The organism is Mesorhizobium sp. STM 4661, from assembly GCF_000359125.1.
Classification (GTDB): Bacteria; Pseudomonadota; Alphaproteobacteria; order Rhizobiales; family Rhizobiaceae; genus Mesorhizobium.
This window is the reverse complement of record NZ_CAAF010000014.1, coordinates 60,604-81,705: the sequence shown is the minus strand read 5'-3', so window position 1 is coordinate 81,705 and position 21,102 is coordinate 60,604. Positions and strand designations below refer to the sequence as shown.

22 protein-coding genes and 1 pseudogene are annotated in these 21,102 nt (G+C 63.9%); 9 read left to right on the top strand and 14 right to left on the bottom strand.

Translation table 11 applies throughout. The annotated features are described in order from the left end of the window. Positions 1-12: 12 nt before the first annotated feature. Both MESS4_RS04155 and MESS4_RS04145 read right to left on the bottom strand, forming a co-directional pair. Positions 13-423, bottom strand: a complete 411-nt coding sequence (locus MESS4_RS04155) for a DoxX family protein (RefSeq protein ID WP_006326934.1) — start codon at positions 421-423, stop codon at positions 13-15. 510 nt (positions 424-933) lie between these two features. Further along, positions 934-1,839 (bottom strand): bestrophin family protein, encoded by a 906-nt coding sequence (locus MESS4_RS04145; RefSeq protein WP_006326932.1) that lies wholly within the window; start codon positions 1,837-1,839, stop codon positions 934-936. Between the two features lie 183 nt (positions 1,840-2,022). Between MESS4_RS04145 and MESS4_RS04140 the strand changes: the two are divergent. The 3 genes and pseudogenes from MESS4_RS04140 (at position 2,023) to MESS4_RS33300 (ending at position 3,001) form a co-directional block, all read left to right on the top strand. Beyond that, positions 2,023-2,431 (top strand): annotated as a pseudogene (locus MESS4_RS04140) (ACT domain-containing protein). A gap of 116 nt (positions 2,432-2,547) precedes the next feature. Continuing rightward, positions 2,548-2,826, top strand: coding sequence for a hypothetical protein (locus MESS4_RS04135; protein WP_006326927.1), 279 nt, complete (start codon positions 2,548-2,550; stop codon positions 2,824-2,826). Positions 2,827-2,848: 22 nt separating this feature from the next. Then, entirely contained in the window at positions 2,849-3,001 is a 153-nt protein-coding gene (locus MESS4_RS33300; RefSeq protein WP_006326926.1) for a hypothetical protein, read from the top strand. A gap of 173 nt (positions 3,002-3,174) precedes the next feature. Here the strand turns inward: MESS4_RS33300 and MESS4_RS04130 are convergent, their stop codons facing one another. Further along, positions 3,175-4,209 carry an aspartate-semialdehyde dehydrogenase gene (locus MESS4_RS04130; RefSeq protein WP_006326924.1) on the bottom strand — a complete coding sequence of 345 codons (1,035 nt, stop codon included), beginning with the start codon at positions 4,207-4,209 and terminating at the stop codon, positions 3,175-3,177. A 440-nt stretch (positions 4,210-4,649) separates the two neighbouring features. On the opposite strand from MESS4_RS04130, the gene MESS4_RS04125 reads away from it, so the two are divergent. Together MESS4_RS04125 and MESS4_RS04120 are read left to right on the top strand one after the other, a co-directional pair. Next, positions 4,650-6,503 carry a DEAD/DEAH box helicase gene (locus MESS4_RS04125; protein ID WP_006326922.1) on the top strand — a complete coding sequence of 618 codons (1,854 nt, stop codon included), beginning with the start codon at positions 4,650-4,652 and terminating at the stop codon, positions 6,501-6,503. A 422-nt stretch (positions 6,504-6,925) separates the two neighbouring features. Further along, positions 6,926-7,636 carry a DUF805 domain-containing protein gene (locus MESS4_RS04120; RefSeq protein ID WP_006326915.1) on the top strand — a complete coding sequence of 237 codons (711 nt, stop codon included), beginning with the start codon at positions 6,926-6,928 and terminating at the stop codon, positions 7,634-7,636. Here MESS4_RS04120 and MESS4_RS04115 read toward each other — a convergent pair. The 4 genes from MESS4_RS04115 to MESS4_RS04100 form a co-directional block, all read right to left on the bottom strand. After that, positions 7,626-8,114 carry a GNAT family N-acetyltransferase gene (locus tag MESS4_RS04115; protein WP_006326913.1) on the bottom strand — a complete coding sequence of 163 codons (489 nt, stop codon included), beginning with the start codon at positions 8,112-8,114 and terminating at the stop codon, positions 7,626-7,628. The two genes, MESS4_RS04120 and MESS4_RS04115, sit on opposite strands and share 11 nt — an antisense overlap. 4 nt (positions 8,115-8,118) lie before the next feature. Further along, positions 8,119-9,222, bottom strand: a complete 1,104-nt coding sequence (leuB, locus tag MESS4_RS04110; protein ID WP_006326911.1) for a 3-isopropylmalate dehydrogenase — start codon at positions 9,220-9,222, stop codon at positions 8,119-8,121. 330 nt (positions 9,223-9,552) lie between these two features. Next, on the bottom strand, positions 9,553-9,903 hold the full coding sequence (locus MESS4_RS04105; RefSeq protein ID WP_006326909.1) for a VOC family protein: 351 nt from the start codon (positions 9,901-9,903) through the stop codon (positions 9,553-9,555). Next, positions 9,903-10,286 (bottom strand): RidA family protein, encoded by a 384-nt coding sequence (locus tag MESS4_RS04100; protein WP_036240663.1) that lies wholly within the window; start codon positions 10,284-10,286, stop codon positions 9,903-9,905. Before MESS4_RS04100 ends, MESS4_RS04105 begins: the two co-directional genes overlap by 1 nt. A 165-nt stretch (positions 10,287-10,451) precedes the next feature. Here MESS4_RS04100 and MESS4_RS04095 point away from each other — a divergent pair, with 165 nt between their 5' ends. Beyond that, entirely contained in the window at positions 10,452-10,856 is a 405-nt protein-coding gene (locus MESS4_RS04095; protein WP_006326906.1) for a hypothetical protein, read from the top strand. Continuing rightward, a complete protein-coding gene (locus MESS4_RS04090; protein ID WP_006326904.1) occupies positions 10,853-11,509 on the top strand; it encodes a hypothetical protein in 657 nt (218 codons plus the stop codon). The genes MESS4_RS04095 and MESS4_RS04090 overlap by 4 nt, the downstream gene beginning before the upstream one ends. Before the next feature lie 52 nt (positions 11,510-11,561). Here the strand turns inward: MESS4_RS04090 and MESS4_RS04085 are convergent, their stop codons facing one another. The 6 genes from MESS4_RS04085 to MESS4_RS04060 form a co-directional block, all read right to left on the bottom strand. Then, complete coding sequence (locus MESS4_RS04085; protein ID WP_006326903.1) at positions 11,562-12,491, bottom strand: hypothetical protein; 930 nt, start codon at positions 12,489-12,491, stop codon at positions 11,562-11,564. Positions 12,492-12,548: 57 nt separating this feature from the next. After that, entirely contained in the window at positions 12,549-13,154 is a 606-nt protein-coding gene (leuD, locus tag MESS4_RS04080) for a 3-isopropylmalate dehydratase small subunit (protein WP_006326902.1), read from the bottom strand. Positions 13,155-13,566: 412 nt separating this feature from the next. Next, positions 13,567-14,733, bottom strand: a complete 1,167-nt coding sequence (locus MESS4_RS04075) for an FAD-binding oxidoreductase (protein WP_006326901.1) — start codon at positions 14,731-14,733, stop codon at positions 13,567-13,569. Positions 14,734-14,796: 63 nt separating this feature from the next. Beyond that, the gene (locus MESS4_RS04070) at positions 14,797-16,395 is read right to left on the bottom strand and encodes an ATP-binding protein (RefSeq protein WP_036240659.1); all 1,599 of its coding nucleotides are present in this window, start codon (positions 16,393-16,395) and stop codon (positions 14,797-14,799) included. Next, complete coding sequence (locus tag MESS4_RS04065) at positions 16,383-17,075, bottom strand: response regulator transcription factor (protein ID WP_006326899.1); 693 nt, start codon at positions 17,073-17,075, stop codon at positions 16,383-16,385. Before MESS4_RS04065 ends, MESS4_RS04070 begins: the two co-directional genes overlap by 13 nt. Before the next feature lie 3 nt (positions 17,076-17,078). Further along, positions 17,079-18,626: a DUF4173 domain-containing protein gene (locus MESS4_RS04060; protein WP_006326898.1), complete on the bottom strand. Its 1,548-nt coding sequence runs from the start codon at positions 18,624-18,626 to the stop codon at positions 17,079-17,081. A gap of 516 nt (positions 18,627-19,142) precedes the next feature. Between MESS4_RS04060 and MESS4_RS04055 the strand changes: the two genes are divergently transcribed. Beyond that, positions 19,143-20,021, top strand: coding sequence for a CoA ester lyase (locus MESS4_RS04055; RefSeq protein WP_006326896.1), 879 nt, complete (start codon positions 19,143-19,145; stop codon positions 20,019-20,021). Between the two features lie 33 nt (positions 20,022-20,054). Continuing rightward, positions 20,055-20,261 (top strand): DUF1737 domain-containing protein, encoded by a 207-nt coding sequence (locus MESS4_RS04050; protein ID WP_006326895.1) that lies wholly within the window; start codon positions 20,055-20,057, stop codon positions 20,259-20,261. Between the two features lie 248 nt (positions 20,262-20,509). Here the strand turns inward: MESS4_RS04050 and MESS4_RS04045 are convergent, their stop codons facing one another. Continuing rightward, positions 20,510-20,932, bottom strand: a complete 423-nt coding sequence (locus MESS4_RS04045) for a metallopeptidase family protein (protein ID WP_006326894.1) — start codon at positions 20,930-20,932, stop codon at positions 20,510-20,512. Between the last annotated feature and the right edge of the window lie 170 nt (positions 20,933-21,102).

Below are 21,102 nucleotides of genomic sequence, written 5' to 3'. Positions count from 1 at the left end.
CCTTGCTTGCGCTTATCGGCTGAACGGGATCAGTGCGCGCACCCTTGGGTCGCGCAGATACAGGCCGCCCCACAGGATGATGCCGAGATAGACACCGAACAGCGTGTGCGACAATAGCGGGCTGCCGACACGCATATTGGTGGCGATGGAGCCGCCGAGATAGGCGGTGAGCAGGATGGCGCCGAGCACGGAGGTGCGCGGCAAGGCGTAGAGCGCGGTCGAGATCAGCCCGATGAGGCCGAGCATGCGCGCAACGTTCGCGTCGGCCGGCCAGCCAAGCGGCACCATGGTCTGTGTGACGACATCGAGGGGCGGCAGCTTGATGACGCCGTCGAAGATCATGAACAGCACGATGATGGCGCTGAGCACGCGGCCGGTCCACAGGGCGCGCGGCGAGACGGGTGCGATCTGGGAAATGGTCATTAGTGTTCCTCCTGATGTCTTGCCCTCTTTGTGAAGGTCGAACCAAGGACGCAGCATGAGGCGACGATCCGACACGCGCCGGATTCTTTTCGTGTCAGGTTCCGCTCAACAGGGCGAAAGTGGGCCGCTGGCCACCATGCCTTCGTCAAACAATCCCAGGGCGGAGCGAACGCGAAGCGGAGCGCAGACCCTGGGATCCATTCCGTTCCTTCAAAGCGCTGCCACGGGTGCAGACCTCTCGATACGCCAGCGGGGCAGCGCCCCCCTCTGTCCTGCCGGACATCTCCCCCACTTGGGGGGAGATCGGCCGTCGCCACGGCTTTCGCCAATCTTCATCGTCGCAGGAGTTGGCGGAGCGCCGAAGCTGCCATCTCCCCCCTTGTGGGGGAGATGTCCGGCAGGACAGAGGGGGGCGCGAAGGATCGCTACGGAACGGCTTTGGATCTGCGCCGCTGTATCCTTCGGCCATTCTCGACACAGGACCCGACCAGCTTCCATCCGTCAAAATGACTACGAAAAATAGAACTTTTCGGCCGGGATCATTTTCGGCGGTGTTTCGCCCAGCGCCTCGAACACGGAGATTTCGCAGACGCGGCAGAGCCCGTCGAGGGCAAGGTCGTTGGCCTCGGTGCCGAACGGATCCTCGAGCTCTTCCGAAAGCGCGTCGAGGCCGAAGAAGGTGTAGGCGATCAGCGCCATGAACAGCGGCGTCGCCCAGCCGGTGGTCGAGATCAGTCCGATGGGCAGAAGCAGGCACACTATGTAGGCCGTGCGGTGCACCAGCAGCGTGTAGGCGAAGGGCAATGGCGTGCCGGCGATCCGCTCGCAGCCGGCCTGGATGGCGGTGATCGATGCCAGCCTTTCATCCAGGATGCGGAAGCCGATCGAATCGATCTCGCCTGCCCGGCGCTGCGTATTGGCGCGCCGGCCCATGCGCCTGACCATCTCGTCCGCCGGGTTGGCGAAGTTTGCCACCGTATCCGCCTCGGCGTCGACGAAGGCGCGGGCGTCTTTCATGCTGTCGATCTTGCGCAATTGGCCGCGCAGGAAATGGCAGAAGGCGAGCGCCTCCATGAGCAAGGCGCGTTGTTCTGTCTGGTCGGCGATCAGGCTGGTCGTGGCGCGCGCCAGATTGCGTATTTCGAAAACCAGCGTGCCCCACAGCTTGCGCGCCTCCCACCAGCGGTCGTAGGCGGCGTTGTTGCGGAACGAGAGATAGATCGACAATGTCACGCCCACCAGGCCGAAAGGCGTGATGTTGAAGACGCCGAGATCGAGTTGGAGCCAACGTGCCAAGGCGAGAATGACCGCGGAATAGATCGCAAACCCAAAAATTTGCGGCAGGATGCGTGGCACCACCGAGCCGCGCATGACGAAGAACAGCTGCAGGAACGTGGGGCGCGGACGAACGATCATTTCGAGGAAGCCTTTGCGACCGGACCTGGTCCTGAATTTCTCTATTGTGCGATGCAGTACGCAATGCAAGCTCAGCCGCCAGCGACATCGCGATGTCGCCTGTGCACCGGGGACTATCCCCCGCCACGGATAGTGAGATTGCATGCCCAGATATTTCCAGGCGGCGTCAGTCGGAGGATGGCAATGAGCGGCGAAACCGACCTGAAAAAACTTCTGGCGACGATGACACCGCAATTGCTTGCCGGCATCCATGTCTTCGTCACCTTGCCGCCCGGTGTGCCGGTTCCCGCCAGGCTCGATCCGGTGATGCTGTTTCGCGAGCGCGAAGGCACGACGCTGATCGTGCACGAGGATCAGGCAAGGGCTGCCGGCCTTGACGGCGTATTCCCCAGCCGCATGATCACGCTGAACGTCCATTCCTCGCTGGAAGCCGTCGGCTTCCTCGCCGCCATCACCACGCGGCTGGCCAGCGCCGGCATGGGCGTCAACCCCCGTCTCGGCCTTCTACCATGATCATCTGTTTGTGCCGGCTGATCGGGCGGAGGAAGGGTTGGAGCTGCTGCGCCAGCTGGCGAAGGACAGCGCCGGCTAGAGCATCGGATCAAATCCGGAACCTTCAGGCCTTACGGCTTGAGCAAGTTGTGCCCCGCGCTTGTCGTGGCCCAGCGCAAACTCCTATATGCTTGGCATACGGCATGGGAGGTCTGCATGTCCGACTTCGATTTCATAACCCACAAAGCCAGCGATTTTCAGCACTTTCATGGGTCGCAAAAGGAAGACGTTCACTATGGCCGCAACCGGCATCCTCTGTCGGCAGAAGAGCGCGAGCTACAGCGGAGGGCAGTCGGTAAACTCCGCGCCATGGACCGCGAACTAGAGCGCGCTCTGAGGCGGGGGGATGGCAAGTGGAGTGACGAATTGAAACGCCGCGATAGCGCTCAGCGTGAGCTTGATGACTTGGTACAGACCTATGCCCGCCGGATCTAAATCCCGGAGGCGCCGCACCGATATGGTCGGAAACGCCGCCGGCGTCGTGGCATTGCCAAGGGCGCGGCAATCGTTCGCCACCAAGGATTTGCTGCGCGAGGAAGTGGAGACTATCGCCAGCGGCCGCATGTCATCGGAGCACGATCATCTCAATGCTTTGATGGACGCCAAGTAAGGCCAAGCTGTCGATCTCCCCCCTCGTGGGGGAGATTGGCCTTCATCAATGCCTTCGCAAACCTGCAACGTGAGAACGGCCGAAGGCCGAGCCCGCGACCGCGGGCCGCCGGTCGTCCGGCGCCCTCGCGGAGGGCCAGCCGCGGCAGCGGCGGTGCGGCCCGTGAGCGAGAATCAAGCCGCCTTCTTCTTCGGCTGGATAAGCCCGCGCTCGACCAGTAGCTCGGCGATCTGCACCGCATTGAGCGCCGCGCCCTTGCGCAGATTGTCGGAGACGATCCACATCGACAGGCCATTGTCGATGGTCGAATCCTCGCGGATGCGCGAGATGAAGGTGGCGTCCTCGCCGGCCGATTCCAGTGGCGTGATGTAGCCGCCGTCCTCGCGCTTGTCCAGGACCTGACAGCCCGGCGCGTCGCGCAGGATATCGCGCGCCTCGTCGGCGGTAATCGGCTTTTCGAATTCGATGTTGACCGCTTCCGAATGGCCGATGAACACCGGCACCCGCACGCAGGTCGCCGTCAGCTTGATCTTGGGGTCGAGCATCTTCTTGGTCTCGGCCACCATCTTCCATTCTTCCTTGGTGAAACCGTCGTCGAGGAAGACGTCGATATGCGGGATGACGTTGAAGGCGATGCGCTTGGTGAACTTCTTGACGTCGACGGAATCGGCGACGAACACGGCCCGCGTCTGCGTGAACAATTCGTCCATGCCTTCCTTGCCGGCGCCCGACACCGACTGGTAGGTGGCGACGACGACGCGCTTGATGGTGGCGAAGTCGTGCAGCGGCTTCAGCGCCACGACGAGCTGCGCCGTCGAGCAGTTCGGATTGGCGATGATGTTCTTGCGCGTGAACAGCGAGATCGCGTCCGGGTTCACTTCCGGCACGATCAGCGGCACGTCCTGGTCGTAGCGGAAGGCCGACGAATTATCGATGACGACGCAGCCCTGCTTGCCGATCTTCGGCGACCATTCCTTGGAGACGTTGCCGCCGGCCGACATGATGCAGATGTCGGTGTCGGAAAAATCATACTGGTCGAGCGTCCTGACCTTCAGCGTGCGGTCGCCGAAAGACACTTCCGTGCCCTGGCTGCGCCGCGAGGCCAGCGCCACCACTTCGCTCACCGGAAAGCCGCGCTCTTCCAGTATGTTCAGCATTTCCCGGCCCACATTGCCCGTGGCGCCGACGATCGCAACCTTGAAACTCATCAGAAATCTCCTGTCCCTCTCCACTCGGTTTTTGGAGAAAACCCGCTGGCCGGTGCGGGTTTCAACCCCCCGGGCCGGAACCCGGGAGAGGGTGGTTAGGCCAAGGGAATCACACCGTTTTGGTGGTGGTTTTGGCCGTAGTTTTGCTGGAACGGTAAGACGCGGCGGCGCGCCCGGCCCAATGATTTGCATTGTGGCCAGGGAAGTCGAATGCAAGGAACGCCATCAAAAGGCCGCGCATCGAAAACTTTCCCGTTCGGTGCCGGCTTTTACGCGCTTTGCGCAAAGAGTCAATTGCAACGAGGCGAGGCGCTGCCCTGTACAATGACGGCGGCACGAAGTACGAACGGCGGGACCGTCCGGCTCATTGAGCGTCTCAGCGCCCGCCGACGAAAGGCCCATTGCCGGGCACAGAAGTATCCGAATTCCGAAAGAGCAAGATGTCCAATTTCGATCGTATTGTTCCTGCGCTGGCAGCGGCGCTGGAAAAACGCGGCTATGTCGCGCTGACGCCGGTGCAGAAGGCGGTGCTGGCCCCCGAGCTTGGCGAGGCCGATGCACTGGTTTCGGCGCAGACCGGCTCCGGCAAGACTGTCGCCTTCGGCCTTGCCCTGGCGCCGACCCTTCTCGGCGGAGCGGAGCGCTTTGCCCAGGCCGCCGCCCCGCTGGCGCTGGCGGTGGCGCCGACACGGGAACTCGCCCTGCAAGTGACGCGCGAGCTGGAATGGCTTTACGAGTTGACCGGCGCCACTGTCGCGTCCTGCGTCGGCGGCATGGACATGCGCACCGAGCGGCGCGCGCTGGAGCGCGGCGCGCATATTGTCGTTGGCACGCCCGGCCGCTTGCGCGACCACATCACCCGCAATTCGCTCGACATGTCGGCGCTCAGGGCTGTGGTGCTCGACGAGGCCGACGAGATGCTCGACCTCGGCTTTCGCGAGGATCTGGAATTCATCCTCGACGCCGCTCCGGCCGAGCGCCGCACCTTGATGTTTTCGGCCACCGTGCCGCGCTCCATCGCCACGCTGGCCCAGGGCTACCAGCGCAATGCCGTGCGCATCTCCGCCGCCGGCGAGGAGAAGCAGCATCTCGATATCGAATATCGGGCGTTGAGCGTCGCCCCGGCCGACCGGGAAAACGCCATCATCAACGTGCTGCGCTTTTACGAGGCGAAGAACGCGCTGGTGTTCTGCAACACCCGCGCCGCCGTCAACCATCTGACCGCCCGCTTCAACAACCGCAATTTTTCCGTCGTGGCGCTGTCCGGCGAGCTCAGCCAGAACGAGCGCAGCCATGCGCTGCAGGCGATGCGCGACGGCCGCGCCAAGGTCTGCATCGCCACCGACGTGGCGGCGCGTGGCATCGACTTGCCCAACCTCGAACTGGTTGTTCATGCCGACCTGCCGACCAACCCGGAGACGCTTCTGCACCGCAGCGGGCGCACGGGACGGGCGGGACGAAAAGGCGTCAGCGCGCTGATCGTGCCCAACAGCGCCCGCCGGCGCACCGAACGCTTGCTGCAAAGTGCCGGCCTGACCGCCACATGGGCAAGCCCGCCCTCGGCCGACGACGTGCTCAGGCGCGACGACGAGCGCATTCTCGCCGATCCAACTTTCGACGAGCCGGTGAAGGATGACGAGCGTGGTTTCATCGAAGCGCTTCTCGCCCGGCATAGCGCCGAACAGGTGGCCGCCGCCTTCGTGCGCCAATGCCGTGCCAGCCGTTCGGCGCCCGAGGATCTCATGGACATCGCACCCTTCACCCCATCCGGCGAGAAGTTTGCGCGCCGCGATGAGGCGCCCAGCCGCCGCGACGATTTCGGCGCCAGCGTCTGGTTCTCGCTGTCGGTCGGACGCCGGCAGAATGCCGAGCCGCGCTGGCTGATCCCGATGCTGTGCCGCACCGGCAACATCACCAAGCGCGAGATCGGCGCCATCAAGATGCAGCCGGAAGAGACCTTCGTGCAGATATCAGCCGATTGGGCCGACCGCTTCCTCGCCGCGATCGGGCCGGATCGCAAGTTGCAGAACAACATCGCGGTGAAACGGCTGGAAGGCACGCCCGACCTGTCGCGGGCCGGCTATCAGCCGCCAAGGCCCGACAAGAAGCCACATCGTGGCAAGGGAGCGTTCGAGCAGTACGCACCGAAGCCGAAATTCGAAAAGCGCGCGCCGGCCGGGCAGCGCGAGGCCGGCGCCTTCGAGGCAAAACCCTGGGCGAAGAAGCCGGGCAAGCCGAAGTTCGAGACCAGCGGATCGCCGAAACACAAGAAATCGAAGAAGCAGCCGGGTTAGGTCCTCGACACGGTGATTCCGCCAGGCCGATCCGAAGCGAACGTCGACAGTTCCTTTCTGTAGCAGAGATCCTGGGATCTATACGATAACAGGAAGAAGACCGCAGCGTCGGCGGGACAGCGCCCCCCTCTGTCCTTCCGGACATCTCCCCCACAAGGGGGGAGATTGGATGTCACCTCGGCTTTCGCCAATTTCCAACGTTGAAGAGGGCAGGACGGCGAGGCTGCCGATCTCCCCCCTCGTGGGGGAGATGTCCGGAAGGACAGAGGGGGGCGCTGTCCCGCCGACGCCTCTCGCAAAGTTCTGTACCGCCGCATCGTCGTAACGCAGCTGTAGTCGATGCACAGCATTTCACGCACACCCCTTGCGATCCGCCGGAACTTTGAACAGTCTGGGCGAGACGCGAATGGGGGTGGGCAAGCATGCGCGGCGAAGTTCTTCACTATGACGAAGACCAGGGCTTCGGTTTCATCACCGGAGCGGACGGCAACCGCTACAGCTTCGCGCGCGAGAATCTGCGCCGCGAGGCGTCGATGGCCAAGGGCGCACTCGTCGAGTTCCAGCCGGGTGGCGGGCAGGCGCGCGACGTCTTTTCGGTCCGCGCCCAGACGGCTGCGGCCGATGCTCCTGCTGCAGCCGCCGCGCCCTCTCAAACCGGCAATGCGCCCGAGGCACCCAAGCCGCAACATTTCGGCCGGTCCGCCGAGAACGAGCCCGCCGCGGCCACCGGATTGTGGGACTATTTCTGGCGGGGTCTGACTGAGAATTACTTCAACTTCGCCGGCCGCGCCCGTCGCAAGGAATTCTGGGGCTATAGTCTGTTCTGGACGATCGCGCTGATCGTGACGATCGCCATCGGCCTTTTCGCCGACACGGCAATGGGCAATCTTGACGCCGGCCAGGATTTGCCGGCGATGACGGTCGGCCTCACCGGCCTCTTCTTCCTGGCAACGTTCCTGCCGTGGCTGGGGCTTATGGTGCGCCGTTTGCACGACATCGGTATCACCGGCTGGCTCGCCTTGCTGTTTTTCATCCCGTCGGTCGGCGGCTTGGCCACGCTGGTCTTCGCGCTCATCCCGACCCAAGCACGTGAAAACCAGTGGGGTCCGGTACCGGTCGGCGTCAGGATTTAGCCGCGATCGCTTGCAGCGCTTCGCCAGACAGCCTGAGAAACACCTTCTGGTCGTGACGCTCCGCGCCGAGCCTGGCGTAGAAGCGCAGCGCGCCTTCGTTCCAGTCCTCGGTGGTCAGGTCGATGCGGCCGATGCCTTGGCTGAGGCAATGGCCGGCGAGAAAGCTGAGCAGCGCCCGGCCGACGCCGGCGTTGCGGGCGCCGTCGCGCACGAACAGTTCCTTGAGGAACAGCAGCCGCTCGAGATCGATGCCGGGATGTGCGATCGCCACCGATGCCAGTCCTGAAATCTCTCCCTCAACAAAGGCGAGCGCGAAATGCGGATAGGCCGGGCTCTCGTCGCCGAGCCATTTCTCCGCCGCTGACAGCGCCCGGTCGGCGTCGAGAGGCGACTGCTGGTAGTGTATCGCCATCTCGCAAAGGATAGCGGCGAGTGCCGCCGCATCACCGGTCGTCGCCCAGCGGACGTCGACCGCCATGGGTTCAGCCCAGGAACTTGGCGATGATCGCGTCGCCCATCTGGACGGTGCCGACCTCGGTCATGCCCTCCGACAAGATGTCCTTGGTGCGCAGGCCGTCGTCCAGCACGGTGGCGATCGCCCCTTCGAGCTTGTCAGCTTCAGCCACCATGCCGAAGGAATAGCGCAGGCACATGGCGAAGGAGGCGATCATGGCGATCGGGTTGGCGATGCCCTTGCCGGCGATATCGGGCGCCGAGCCGTGCACCGGCTCGTAAAGCGCCTTGCGCTTCTTGGTCTTCACGTCTGGCGCGCCGAGCGAGGCCGAAGGCAGCATGCCGATCGAGCCGGTCAGCATGGCGGCGATGTCGGACAGCATGTCGCCGAACAGATTGTCGGTGACGATGACGTCGAACTGCTTTGGCCAGCGCACCAGCTGCATGCCGCCGGCATCGGCCAGCATGTGGTCGAGCTTGACGTCAGCGTATTTCGCCTTGTGGGTTTGAGTGACAACCTCGTTCCACAGCACGCCCGACTTCATGACGTTGCGCTTTTCCATCGAGGTGACGTGGTTCTTGCGTGTCCGCGCCAGCTCGAAGGCGACGCCCGAAATGCGCTCGATCTCGAACGTGTCGTAGACCTGGGTGTCGATGCCGCGCTTCTGGCCGTTGCCGAGGTCGATGATCTGCTTCGGCTCGCCGAAATAGACGCCGCCGGTGAGCTCGCGCACGATCAATATGTCGAGGCCCTCGACCACTTCCTGCTTGAGCGAGGAGGACGCCGCCAGCGCCGGATAGCAGATCGCCGGCCTGAGATTGGCGAACAGCTCCATGTCCTTGCGCAGCCGCAGCAGCCCGGCTTCCGGGCGCACCTCGTAAGGCACCTTGTCCCATTTCGGCCCGCCGACGGCGCCGAACAGCACCGCGTCGGCCGCCATCGCCTTTTCCATGTCGGCACCGGAAATCGCCGCGCCATGCGCGTCGTAGGCGCAGCCGCCAACCAGGCCCTCGTCGGTGGCAAAACCGCTGCCGAGCTTGTCGTTCATGGCTGATATCAGCTTCTTCACTTCGGCCATGGCCTCGGGGCCGATGCCGTCGCCGGCAAGCAGGAGAAGATTTTTCGAAGCCATGGAGAACCGTCCCAATATTGTTTGGAGAAACCGCGGCCTTGCTAAACGCCAAGCGCCCGGCGCGCAAGAAGGAACGCAGCGATGAAGGATCAGCCACGCTCTGCTGGCGACCCTTCACACCCCCCTCTGCCCTGCCGGGCATCTCCCCCGCAAGGGGGGAGATTGACAACCTCACCGCCCCGCGTCGCTTTCAGCGTTGGAGATTAGCGAAAGTGAGGATGACGGCCGATCTCCCCCCTTGCGGGCAGGGCTGTCCGGTAGGACAGAGGGGGGGTACTGTCCCGCCTGCGTCTCCCAAGATCAGCAACCCACCTCAGCGCTTCAAAGGCATCACCGATGCGAGAGAATGTTGACCAGCCTGCCGAGCGGATCGCGCACATAGAAGCGGCGCACGCCCCAAGGCTCGTCGGCCGGCCCGTATTCGATGGCGAAGCCGGCGGTCTTCATCGCGCCGAGCGCCGCATCGACATCGTCGACCTCGATCGACAGATCCGGCACCGGCGTGCCGGAGCCGCCCTGGGCCATGAAGCTGATCTGCACGGTCATTGTCTCTTGCGAGCCATAGGTGGCGATCCAGCCAAGATCCATCTTGAGATCGAGGCCGAGCACGTCCTGGTAGAACCGCTTGGCCGCCGCGATGTCCTGCGTGTCTATGTTTGCGACGATGCGCCGGACTTTCATCAGGCCGTCCGCCGCAGCGCCGTGACTTCGATCTCGATCTTCATTTCCGGTCTGTTGAGCTGGCAGACGATCATCGTCGCCGCCGGCCTGATCTCGCCAAACGCCTCGCCGAGGATCGGAAAGACGATATCCACGAAGGCCTGGTCGGTGATGTAGTAATGCGCCCGCACCACATCGGCCATCTCGAAGCCGCCGTCTCTTAGCGCCTTGGCGGTCGTCGCCAGGCAATTGCGCGTCTGCGCCTCCACCGTCTCGGGCATCGCCATAGTCGTATAGTCGTAGCCGGTCGTTCCGGAAACGAAACACCAGTCGCCCCGCACCACGGCACGCGAATAACCGGCGGTCTTCTCGAAGGGCGAACCGGTGGAAATGAGTTTGCGCATGGTGCCTCGCAAATCGTGCCGCCATCCTGCAGGAAAAGCGCCCACTCGGCCATGGGCCAAGCCGAGCTGACTGTTGTCCTGGACGTGCATCCTCGGCTTCCAGCACCCGCTGTCAATCGCGCATGAGTTGTGGCACTCTTGCCATCTCACTATTTGGAGATCGCCATGGTGACGCGCGTGATCGGCATTCCGGACAAGGATGGCATCATCCGGGTTTCATGCAATGGCGAGATGCTCGAAATTCAGGTTCCCGGCTATCAGCCTGCTGGAGGAGACGTTGCCGGCATACCGATAAAACCTCGCAGCGTGCCTGCAAATCCTAGTGACATAGTAGGCACCTATGTCACCGTGCTCAAAAAGGCAGACGGCAAACTCGATGTCGAGCAACTCCTCAATGATATCGGCAGCATGAAGGCCGATCCAGGCAGGCCCGATCCGAGCATCATCCTGTTCAGAGCCCAGGAGGTTGACCTTCACGAGATTAGCCGGTGGGGGCAGCAAATCGAGCAGGCTACGAGCGATCTTCCGCTCGCGATCGACTTCGGAGAACCGGGGCCGCTGGAAAAATGAGCGAACCGGCCTCGCCAGTCGTGGCAGCGATGGCGGCCGCGACACAGTCGCTGAGGGATACCGCCAAATGGCTCGTAGGCGGGGTGGTGGCGACCGCGGCGGCCGTCTTTGCGGGAAGTTCCCTGACATCGCTTGGAGCGCTTGATCCAACGGCAGACCAGCAGAGGCTGCTGTTTGCCCTTGGCGGTCTTGTTGTGGGGTTCATCGGTCTTGCTGCCATACTGGGTCCGGCATTCCGAGTGCTTGTTGTCGAGACCAGGACGGTTCGCGAGTTCGCTGTGGCCACGGAGCCTGAATTCACCAGGGTGCGGGATCGTCTGATTACACGCTATCAAGCCGAATTTCCGGCGGGCGTAAACTCGTTCGAGGGTTATGTGAAAGCCGTTGACGAGGCACACGGGCGATTGAAGCTGGGCGGCACTGACGCCACCGATATGGACTTGGTCGACAAGGCCACCGCTGACTTTCCTGTATTCAACGCGGACGCCGGTTTCAACGTCGTCCGAAATCGCTTCGCATCGCTTCAATGTGGGCTGGTTTTTGGGACGATTTTGGCGATCCTCGGCTTCGGCGTCTTCGCATGGGCGGCAAATCCGCCACCGCCTAAATCCACGCCGCCAGCCTTCTCGCTGACCATCCAGGGGAAGCAGTAGGGCCGGACGGGCGTCGCCCAGAGGGAGCGATCGAGCGTAGGCAGTCCAGATTCTAGTTCGCCGACCCCAGCGCCTTGTCCAACGCCGCCTTCACGTCGGCCGGCCATGTCTTCACCGCCGGCCACGTATCCGCCTCGGGTTTGTCGCCGCGGCGGGCGAAATAGAGCGTGTGCTTGGCCGGATCGACCGCCATGAAACCGTCATTGCCGCCGCAATCATGCGGCACGCAGCCGCTGGCGTAGAAGGCGCCCGACGCCGTCTTCTCCGTGCCGCCGCCGACCAGCAGGCTGGTCGCCATGTCAGGCATCTCCTTGCCGAGCAGTTTCTCGGCCTCCCTGTAGACGGCCTCATTGTGGAAGGCGTCGATGATGTTGTCGTATTTCGCCGGGTCGATGTCCTTCCAGTCCGTGCCGGGTTCCGGCATGTAGGTCAGATTGCCTGATATCGTCAGCCCGTCCGTCGGCGACCATTGCAGCGCTGGCTTCGAATCCCCCGGCAGGAGATAAGGCACGAAATAGATGGCGTTGTCGGACACCGCCGCGGGCGGCGCGCCGCATTCGTCCTGCTCGACCGTCGTGGTCTGGATCGTGCCGCCTTCCGGCTTCCACACGATCACCTTGGCCGGCCCGCACTGGTTGCCGCCGTCGCCGACATCGACCAGCGCTACATCGACGCCGCCGATCTTGACTATTCTGTCGAAGAACACGTCGTAATTGCTCGCCAGCTGCTTGCCGTCATAGGCCAGCACCTTCTCGCCATACTGCTCCTGCTGGGTGATGGTCAGCTGCCCACCCTCGAACGGGATCGGCCCCCGGCTGTCATCGTCGGCTAGGGCCGCATTGCTCGACGCGCCCTGATCGGCGGCCCCGCCGGACGGATCGTCAGCCGGCACGAGCACCATGTCGGTCTGTGCATGCGCGCCAGCCACCGGCATCAGCATCCACGCCAGCGCGCAGGCGCCGGCAAGAAGCGAACGTGTCATGACTGTCCCTCCGCCACGAACCCGGCCTGCAACGGCCGGGCTATCCGTCCAGATCGCTCAGGCCCAGGGGCGCTCAGCGGCGTTCTTCTTCTCGAACGAGGCGATGGCGCCGGCCTTCTCCATGGTCAGGCCGATGTCGTCGAGGCCGTTGAGCAGGCAGTGCCGCTTGAAGTCGTCAAGGTCGAATTTGACCACGCCGCCATCGGGACCGCGGATTTCCTTGGCTTCGAGATCGATCGACAGCGTCGCGTTGGAGCCGCGCGAAGCGTCGTCCATCAGCTTTTCCAGATCCTCGGGGCTGACAGTGATCGGCAAAATGCCGTTCTTGAAGCAGTTGTTGTAGAAAATGTCGGCGAACGAGGTCGAGATGACGCAGCGGATGCCGAAGTCGAGCAGCGCCCACGGCGCGTGCTCGCGGCTCGAGCCGCAGCCGAAATTGTCGCCGGCGACCAGGATCTGCGCCTTGCGGTAGGCCGGCTTGTTGAGCACGAAGTCCGGATTTTCCGAGCCGTCGTCCTTGTAGCGCATTTCGGCGAACAGGCCGGTGCCGAGCCCGGTGCGCTTGATCGTCTTGAGATAATCCTTGGGGATGATCATGTCGGTATCGACATTGACGATCGGCATGGGTGCCGCGACGCCGGTGAGCTTGGTGAATTTTTCCATGGTTTTGCCCGTGTTTCGTTGCGGGGATTTTGCTGCCGCCCGGTTTACACAAAGCCGCGGGCAAATAAAAGGCAACTGTTCATGCACGGCACCTGGTCCATTGCGCGACGCGGCCGATACGCGCTTCGACTTGACCGCCTCGTGGTGCGGGTTGCGACTTAGACGGCGGTGCATCGTGTGGCAGAAATCAAGGAAATGTCGGAGGGACAGCACCCCCCTCTGGCCTGCCGGCCATCTCCCCCGCAAGGAGGGAGATTGGCTGTCATCCCGGCTTTCGCCAATCACCAGCGTTGGAAGGTTGGAGTCGCCAGTCAAGCTGCCGATCTCCCCCCTTGCGGGGGAGATGTCCGGCAGGACAGAGGGGGGTGGGCGGGAACTCGACAGACGGCTTATTCTGCACGGTCCGCCAGCCTCAAATCACATTCAACTCCCGAAACGCCCGCCCTTCCGCCACTCGCTCATACCCGAACGCCGAGCAGTCGACCGTGCGGTAGCCGCCATGCACGATCAGCTCCGCCAGCGCCTTGCCGACCGCCGGCGCCTGCTGCAGGCCGTGGCCGGAAAACCCGTTGGCGAAGATGAAATTCGTCACCTCAGGGTGTGGCCCGATCACCGCGTTCTGGTCGAGCGTGTTGTAGTCGTAGTGCCCGGCCCATGCCCGCGTCGGCTTGATCGCTTCGAAGGCCGGAATGCGGGTCGCCAGCACCGGCCAGATCACCTCTTCGAACAGCGGCCAGTCCGGCTCGAAATCCTGGGGATCGGCGGGGCCGTCGCCCTCTTCCGGCTCGGCGCCGCCGGTGATGTAGACCGAGCCTTCCGGCCGGACATAGATGCCGCTGGGATCGACCAGCAGCGGCATGTCGGCATATTTTTCGCGCGCCTCGAAGACGAAGACATTGCGCTTGCGCGGCTCGACCGGCAGCGCCAGTCCGGCCATGCCTGCAACCTTGCCGGCATTCGGCCCGGCGGCGTTGACGACGATGCCGGCTTCGAGCCGCTCGCCATTGTCGAGGCTGACGCTGGTGACGCGATCGCCTTGCCGCTCGATGCCGGTGACATCGGCCGTGATGAAATCGATCTTTTTCTCGCGCAGCGCCTTGCGGAACAGCATCAGCATCGCATGCGCGTCGAACCAGCCCTCGCCGCTGCGGCCATAGGCGCCGGCGGTGATGCCCTCAGTCGACAGCCACGGGAAGCGGCGCGTAAGCTGGTCGGCATCTTCCAGCACGATGTCGGCGCCCTCGGCCATCTGCGCCTCGTGATTGGACTTGAGGACCGGCAGGCCGTTCTCGCCGGCCAGGATGAGATAGCCGCCTTCGCGAAAGCCGATATCGGCGTCCGCGCCAAAAACCTCCGTCAGCCGCCGGAACAGTTTTAGCGTGAACCGCGACAGGCGGATGTTTTCGGGGATCGAGAATTGCTGGCGGATGGAAGCGCAGGACAGCGTCGTCGCCGCATGGGCGAATTGCGGATCGCGCTCGACCAGCGCGATCCTACCCGAAAACCCTTCCTCGCGCAGATAATAGGCGACCGAGGAGCCGACGATGGCTCCGCCGATGATGACGATGTCGTAGCGCACTCTTTCGCCTCTCCAGCTCTAGCGCATGATCCCGAAAGCCGGTTTTCGGAATCAGGCTCCAATTCATACAACCGGCAAAGTGATCTCGAAGCGCGTGCCGGGCGCGGAGTCAACCAGCCGGATCGTGCCATCATGCGCTTTCAGGAGGGCCAGCACGATGCCCAGTCCCATGCCGGTGCCGCCTGAATCGCGGCGCGTGGTGAAGAATGGCTCGAAGATGCGGTCCCGATTGCTCGGTGAAATGCCGGCGCCGTCATCGCTCGCCAATATCGTCGCCTTGCCGTCCGCGCTGCTTGCCGTGAGCGAAACCGCGGCCGCGCCGTGCCTGGCCGAATTGTCGATCAGATTGGCAAGCACGATTGCCGCGTTCTCGCCCGAGATGCGCAGGCCGATATCGCCGCCCGCCTCGATCTGGACCGCCAGTCTGTTGTCCACGGGCAGCAGCGCCAGTGCTGCGCCAATCGATGTGGTTTCGCCACTGGGGGCGAGGTTTTCGGCGCGCGCCAGGTCGAGCAGGCGACGCACCAGCAGATTGAGCCGCCCGGCATCGGTGACGATATTGTTCGAAAACCGCTGCCGCTCGGCCTCGTCCATGGCGGCGCCCGAATCGCGCAGCAGCTCCGCCGCGCCCTGGATCGCCGTCAGCGGTGATTTGAGTTCGTGCGAGACATGGGTGGCAAAGGTCTGGATGCTGTCGGAGCGCGCATGCAGCTTTTCGGCCATGTCGAGGAAAGCGGCGGAAAGCTCGGCCATCTCGCGCGTGCCGTGATGGTCGAGCGGCCTGATCGCCGTACGGTCGCCGGCGGCAATGCGCTTTGTCCGCTCCATCAGCGCGTAGATCGGCCGGCTGACGGTGCGCAGGAAGACAAAGGCGATGAGCAGCGTGCCGCCGAGGATGGCGATGGCCGCGAGCGTCACCTTGCCGCGCTCGCCATAGAGATGCTTGACGATGTTGTTCGGCGTCCGCGACAAATAGACGACGCCGGCGACCTTGCCGTCGACGGCGACCGGCAGGGCGACGAAGACGCGCACTTTCGTGCCGCGGCTGACCGAATAGAGCGGCGGCGCCGGCTGGTCGGGAATCCGCAGCCTGAGTTCACTGGCATAGCGGCCGGAAAGTGCTGCGCGCACCTCCTCGACGTCGGCGAGCGACTGCCCGACCTCCTCGCGCCCTGCAATGACGACGCCTCTGGGATCGAGCAGCCGGAAGCCGGCCAGCGTGGTTTTCTGCGTCTCTTCGAGAATGCCGGACAGGCGAATGCCGATCGCCGCAAAGACTGGGTCGAGACTGGCGGTAACGGCCGCCGGTCGGGTCGGCAAGACATAGTCGGAGGCGAGATCGAGGCTCGGCTCGATCGGCCGGTAGTCGGGATTGTCGCTCCGGCTCGCAGTGTCGCTTTCCTGGGGCGGCATCAGCGCGCCGAGTTTCTCGGCCGGAATGCCGGCCTCGCGCGCATTCTGCGCATAGATCGCGGCGAGCACCGCGCCTTGCGCGATCAGCTCGGCCTCGGTCTGGCGGATCAGCTGGTTCTCATAAAGCCTGAAGAAGAACAGGCCGACCAGCGGCAGCGCCATCACCATGATCAGGATGGCAACGACGATCGTGGCCAGCCGAGGCCGCCATTTGCCGCCGATCCATTTTTGCGCGCTCAAGCGCCGCATTTGCCGAGCCGGAAACCGACGCCGTGCACGGTCTCGATCGCATCCTCGCAGCCGGCCGCCGCCAGCTTGGCGCGGATGTTGCGGATATGGCTGTCGACGGTGCGGCCGGCGACATGGATATTGGCGGCATAGGCGCTGGCCATCACCGTCTCGCGGTCGAGCACATGCGCCGGGCGGGCGAGGAAGCCTTTCAGGATCGAGAATTCGATTGCGGTCAGCGCCAGCGTCTTGCCGTCGAAGCTGGCGGCGTGGCTGGCCGGCGCCAGGGTGAGCCTGCCATGCGAGAGATGCCGGTCGTCGATCTCGACCGGCGCCGGGCGGGCGCGCCGCAGGATGACGTTGACGCGGGCGACCAGTTCGCGCGGGCTGAACGGCTTGGTGACATAGTCGTCGCCGCCCATTTCCAGCCCGAGCACCCGGTCGATCTCCTCGTCGCGCGCGGACAGGAACAGCACCGGCACGTCGGATCGCTGCCTGAGCCGCCGGCACACCTCCAGCCCGTCCATCTCAGGCATGCCGATGTCGAGCACGACGAGATCGGGCGCGCGGCGCTCGATCGCTTGCAAGGCGGCCGCGCCGTCGGCGACGGCAAGCGTCTTCATCCCTGCCTTTTCCAGCGCAAAGCAGATGATCTCGCGGATATGCGGGTCGTCGTCGGCGACGAGGATGTGATGCGGCATTTGTCAGCGACCCGGCACGAAGGGTTCGAAACCGTCAGGAACCACGAACGGACCTTGCCTGTCGAGATAGCGAAGAAGCCGCCAGTCGCGAAAGCTCCAGGCGCGCCAGTTTTCCTGAGCAGTGCGGTAGCGGGCTTTGTCCGATTTATGCACGGCAAGGAGTGCGCGGTAAGTGGGCTCGCCGACGGCAATCGTCTTGCTCTGTTGCTCGATAAAGCGATCGAGAGCCGGCAAGGCGCCCGGACCCAGCGAATGCAGATATGCGAAATCGAGCTTGATGCCCTGGCCGGTCATTTCGAGGGAATGGTCGACATTGTAGTTGGCGATCAGCGCGGCGAAGTTGATGAACGAGCAGGCATAGAGCGTCGCTGAAAGCGTCAGAAGATTGGCGGAAAGCAGCCATTCATTGGGTTTTTCCAGCGCGATGCGGCCAATGATGAGAGCAAGACCAGCCGTCACCAGCCCCATCCAGACGAAGGCGGCGACCCGCCAGTAGGTCAGCGCATAGATGCCGATATAGAGGTCGAGACGCAGGATCGACGAGACGACCAGCGCGATGTTCTGCGCCACCCAGGCATAGACCAGGTACCGGATCAGCGGATCGCCCGATGTCGCGCTGCCGGGTCTCAGCGCCGCCAGCACGAAGCCGGCGGCAAGCAGCGCGGTGACGATCAGCGGATAGGCGCCGCGATGCGCATAGGCGGCATAGGTCAGGCCATCGGGCAGCGCGACACCGCCCCAGAGATAAGCGGCGTCGAGCGCGGTCTGCACCGCGAACAGGATGTTGAAGACGATGAGCGCGCGCAAGATGGCGGCCTTGCCGAAGACGATGTCCTCGATCGTGGTGGCGGTTTTTTTCGACGGCGGTGCCTTGGCGCTTACGGCCGGCGCCAGACGCGGAATGCGCCGGAGAAAGCGGGGCAGGCGCGGCCGCAAAAAAGCCCAGACGCCGGCAAGCACGACCAGCCAGAAGATCAGCCGCGGCAGCTGGATGAGCTTGAGCAGTGCGAAGAGGTGGACCAGCGAAAACCAGTATTCGATGACCGGATTGGCGGCGCCGAACAGCGCGAGGAACACCGCGCCGAGCACCAGCGGCATGATCCAGACGGCGATCGCCCCAAAGCGGATGCGGCGCTGGCCAAGCCACCGCATCGCCGTGCGCCAGCGGAGGAAGTCATGGACGAACCGAAAGGGCGCGGCGAGCGCGAAGACCAGGAGCTGACCGGCAATGCGGGCAAGGCTATGCCGCAGCCGCCCGGTTAGCGAAAGCGCAAAGACGGCCAGAACCGCAAGGCCGATCGAGACGGACAGGGCGCTGACATTTTCGATGAGCGGCAGCAATCCGACCAGCAGTGCGGCTGGCTTCAACCAGACCCTGATGTCGCTGAGAGCGGAAGGATGCACGGCAACGATCGCCCCGGCGATCAGGATGGCGAACAGGAAGAAATTGATGCCGGCCGGCTGGCCGTGGAAGAGGAAATCCGCCAGTGCGGCCAGCAGGACGGCGACGCCGAAGCGGCTGCAATAGCTCGGCGTGAGATACGATGTCATGACCGGACTTTCCTGATCGCCCGGCCGGGATATCGCGGCGCGGGCGTTGGGATGAAAGGGAGGAGGGTGGCGAGAGGGTGCGCCGCGGGCGGATCGACAAGCCACCAGCCTTCGTTTCGGAGCCGATACGGCAGGGACCAGCGAGGATTTCCTTGATCTTGCATGCTCGCCTCCTTCGCGTGCCGGCAAGGACACGGCGGGGCGGACCGGAGGAGATTTTCCGCAAGGGAGTGCAGTTTTCGTGCAGTTGTTCCTCGCCCCACGAAGTGGGGAGAGGTGGCCCGGCGAAGCCGGGACGGAGAGGGGGCCTTCGGGACGTCTGGGAGCTGACGTCGCATTATGACCAGTCTCGCGCTCCATCCCTCACCGGATTTGGCTTCGCGACTGTCGTCCCCCTCTCCGACCCGGCTTCGCCGGGCCACCTCTCCCCCGCTTCGCGGGGGCGAGGAACCAAGAGCGCAAGCCCGATTTCCCGGCATGCTTGCCTCGGCCCGCCGCAGGCGGCATAGATCGGACATGACGCAAATCTATCGCCCGCGCCGCTCGGTGCTCTACGTCCCGGCCTCGAACGGCAAGGCGCTGGCCAAGTTGCCGGCGCTGGCCTGCGACGCCGTCATCATCGATCTCGAGAATGCCGTTGCTCCGGCCGACAAGATCGCCGCGCGTGAAAAGCTGGCTGGCATTTTCGCCGACCGCGCCGGCCGGCGTTGCGAGATGGTCGTGCGCGTCAATGCGCTCGCCAGCGAATGGGGCGCCGACGACCTGATGGCCGCGGTACGCTGCGAGCCCGACGGCATCCTTCTGCCGAAGGTCGACACGCCGCGCGACATCCTCGAAGCCGGCGACGTCCTCGACGACAATTTCGCCCCGGACGAGGTGAAACTCTGGGCGATGATCGAGACGCCCAAGGCGCTGCTCAACATCGGCGCCATCGCCGAACTCGGCCGCGATCCGGCCTCGCGGCTAAGTTGTTTCGTTGCCGGAACGAACGATCTGGTCAAGGACACCGGCATTCTCGCCACGCCGGACCGGCGCTATCTCGTGCCATGGCTGATGCAGATGGTGCTGGCGGCGCGCGCCGGCGGCCTCGATGTGCTCGACGGCGTGTCCAACGATTTTCGCGATTCTGATGCCTTTGCGCGCGAATGCGCGGAAGCCGCCGCCATGGGCTTCGACGGCAAGTCACTGATCCACCCGGCCCAGATCGAGGCGGCGAACCGGGCCTTTGCGCCATCGCCCGAAGCGCTGGCCGAGGCGCGCGCGGTGAAGGATGCCTTTTCGCTGGCCGAAAATACCGGGAAGGACGTGATTGCGCTGAATGGAAGAATGGTCGAGCGGCTGCATCTCGCCCAGGCCGAAAAACTGCTGGCGAAGGCCGCCGCCATCAGCGCATGATTGGGTAGCGGGCACTCACGACAGGAAATTAAGATGAAACTCTACCGCTTTCTGTCCGCTCCGGACGACAACAGCTTCTGCCACAAGGTGACGGCGGCGATAAACAAGGGCTGGCACCTGTTCGGCTCGCCGACCTATGCCTATGACAAGAAGGGCAAGACCATGCGCTGCGGCCAGGCCGTGGTGAAGGATGTCGAGGGCCAGGAATACGGTCCCAATACCAAGCTCAGCGATTGGTAGGCCAGCCGTACTGCGCAGATCTCTTCGAAATGCTGGCGGGACAGCGCCCCCCTCTGTCCTGCCGGACATCTCCCCCTCAAGGGGGGAGATTGGATGTCGCATCGGCTTTCGCCAATCATCGACGTTAAGGAAGTGGGCGCGGTCGGCGAAACTGCCAATCTCCCCCCCTTGAGGGGGAGATGGCCGGCAGGCCAGAGGGGGGCGCGAAGGAATGAGACGTCAGTTATGAGCAGTCGTGCTCTTGCCTGTCACTCCGCCGCCTCTTCGATCTTCTCCATATCGTCGTCCGACAGGCCGAAATGGTGGCCGATCTCGTGGATCAGCACATGGGTGACGATGTCGCCCAGCGTCTCCTCGTTCTCCGACCAGTAGTCGAGGATGGCGCGGCGGTAGAGCGTGATGCGGTTCGGCCCCTCCCCGGTCTGCGGGTTCCAGCGCTCGGCGATGCCGCGCCCCTCGAACAGGCCGAGCAGGTCGAACGGCGTTTCCAGCGACAGATCGTCCATGATCTCGTCGGTCGGGAATTCGGCGATCTGGATGACGATCTCGCCGGTCAGCTTGCGGAAATCCTCCGGCAGATGGGCATAGGCCTCCAGCGCCAGGAACTCCATTTCCTCAATCGACGGCGAAAGCTCGGCGTGCCAGGTGCGGGTCTTGTAGATGCGGGCCATGCTTTGTCCTTTGATCCCGGCATATAGGCTTTCGCGCCGGGCGAGGCAAATGAGCCAATGCAACTGCTTCAGACAGAAGATCGCGCGCAACTCGTGTTGGAGACGATCAATTGTCGATATCGGCACCGCCCCTCATTGCCCTGCCGGGCATTTCTCCCCGTAAACGGGGA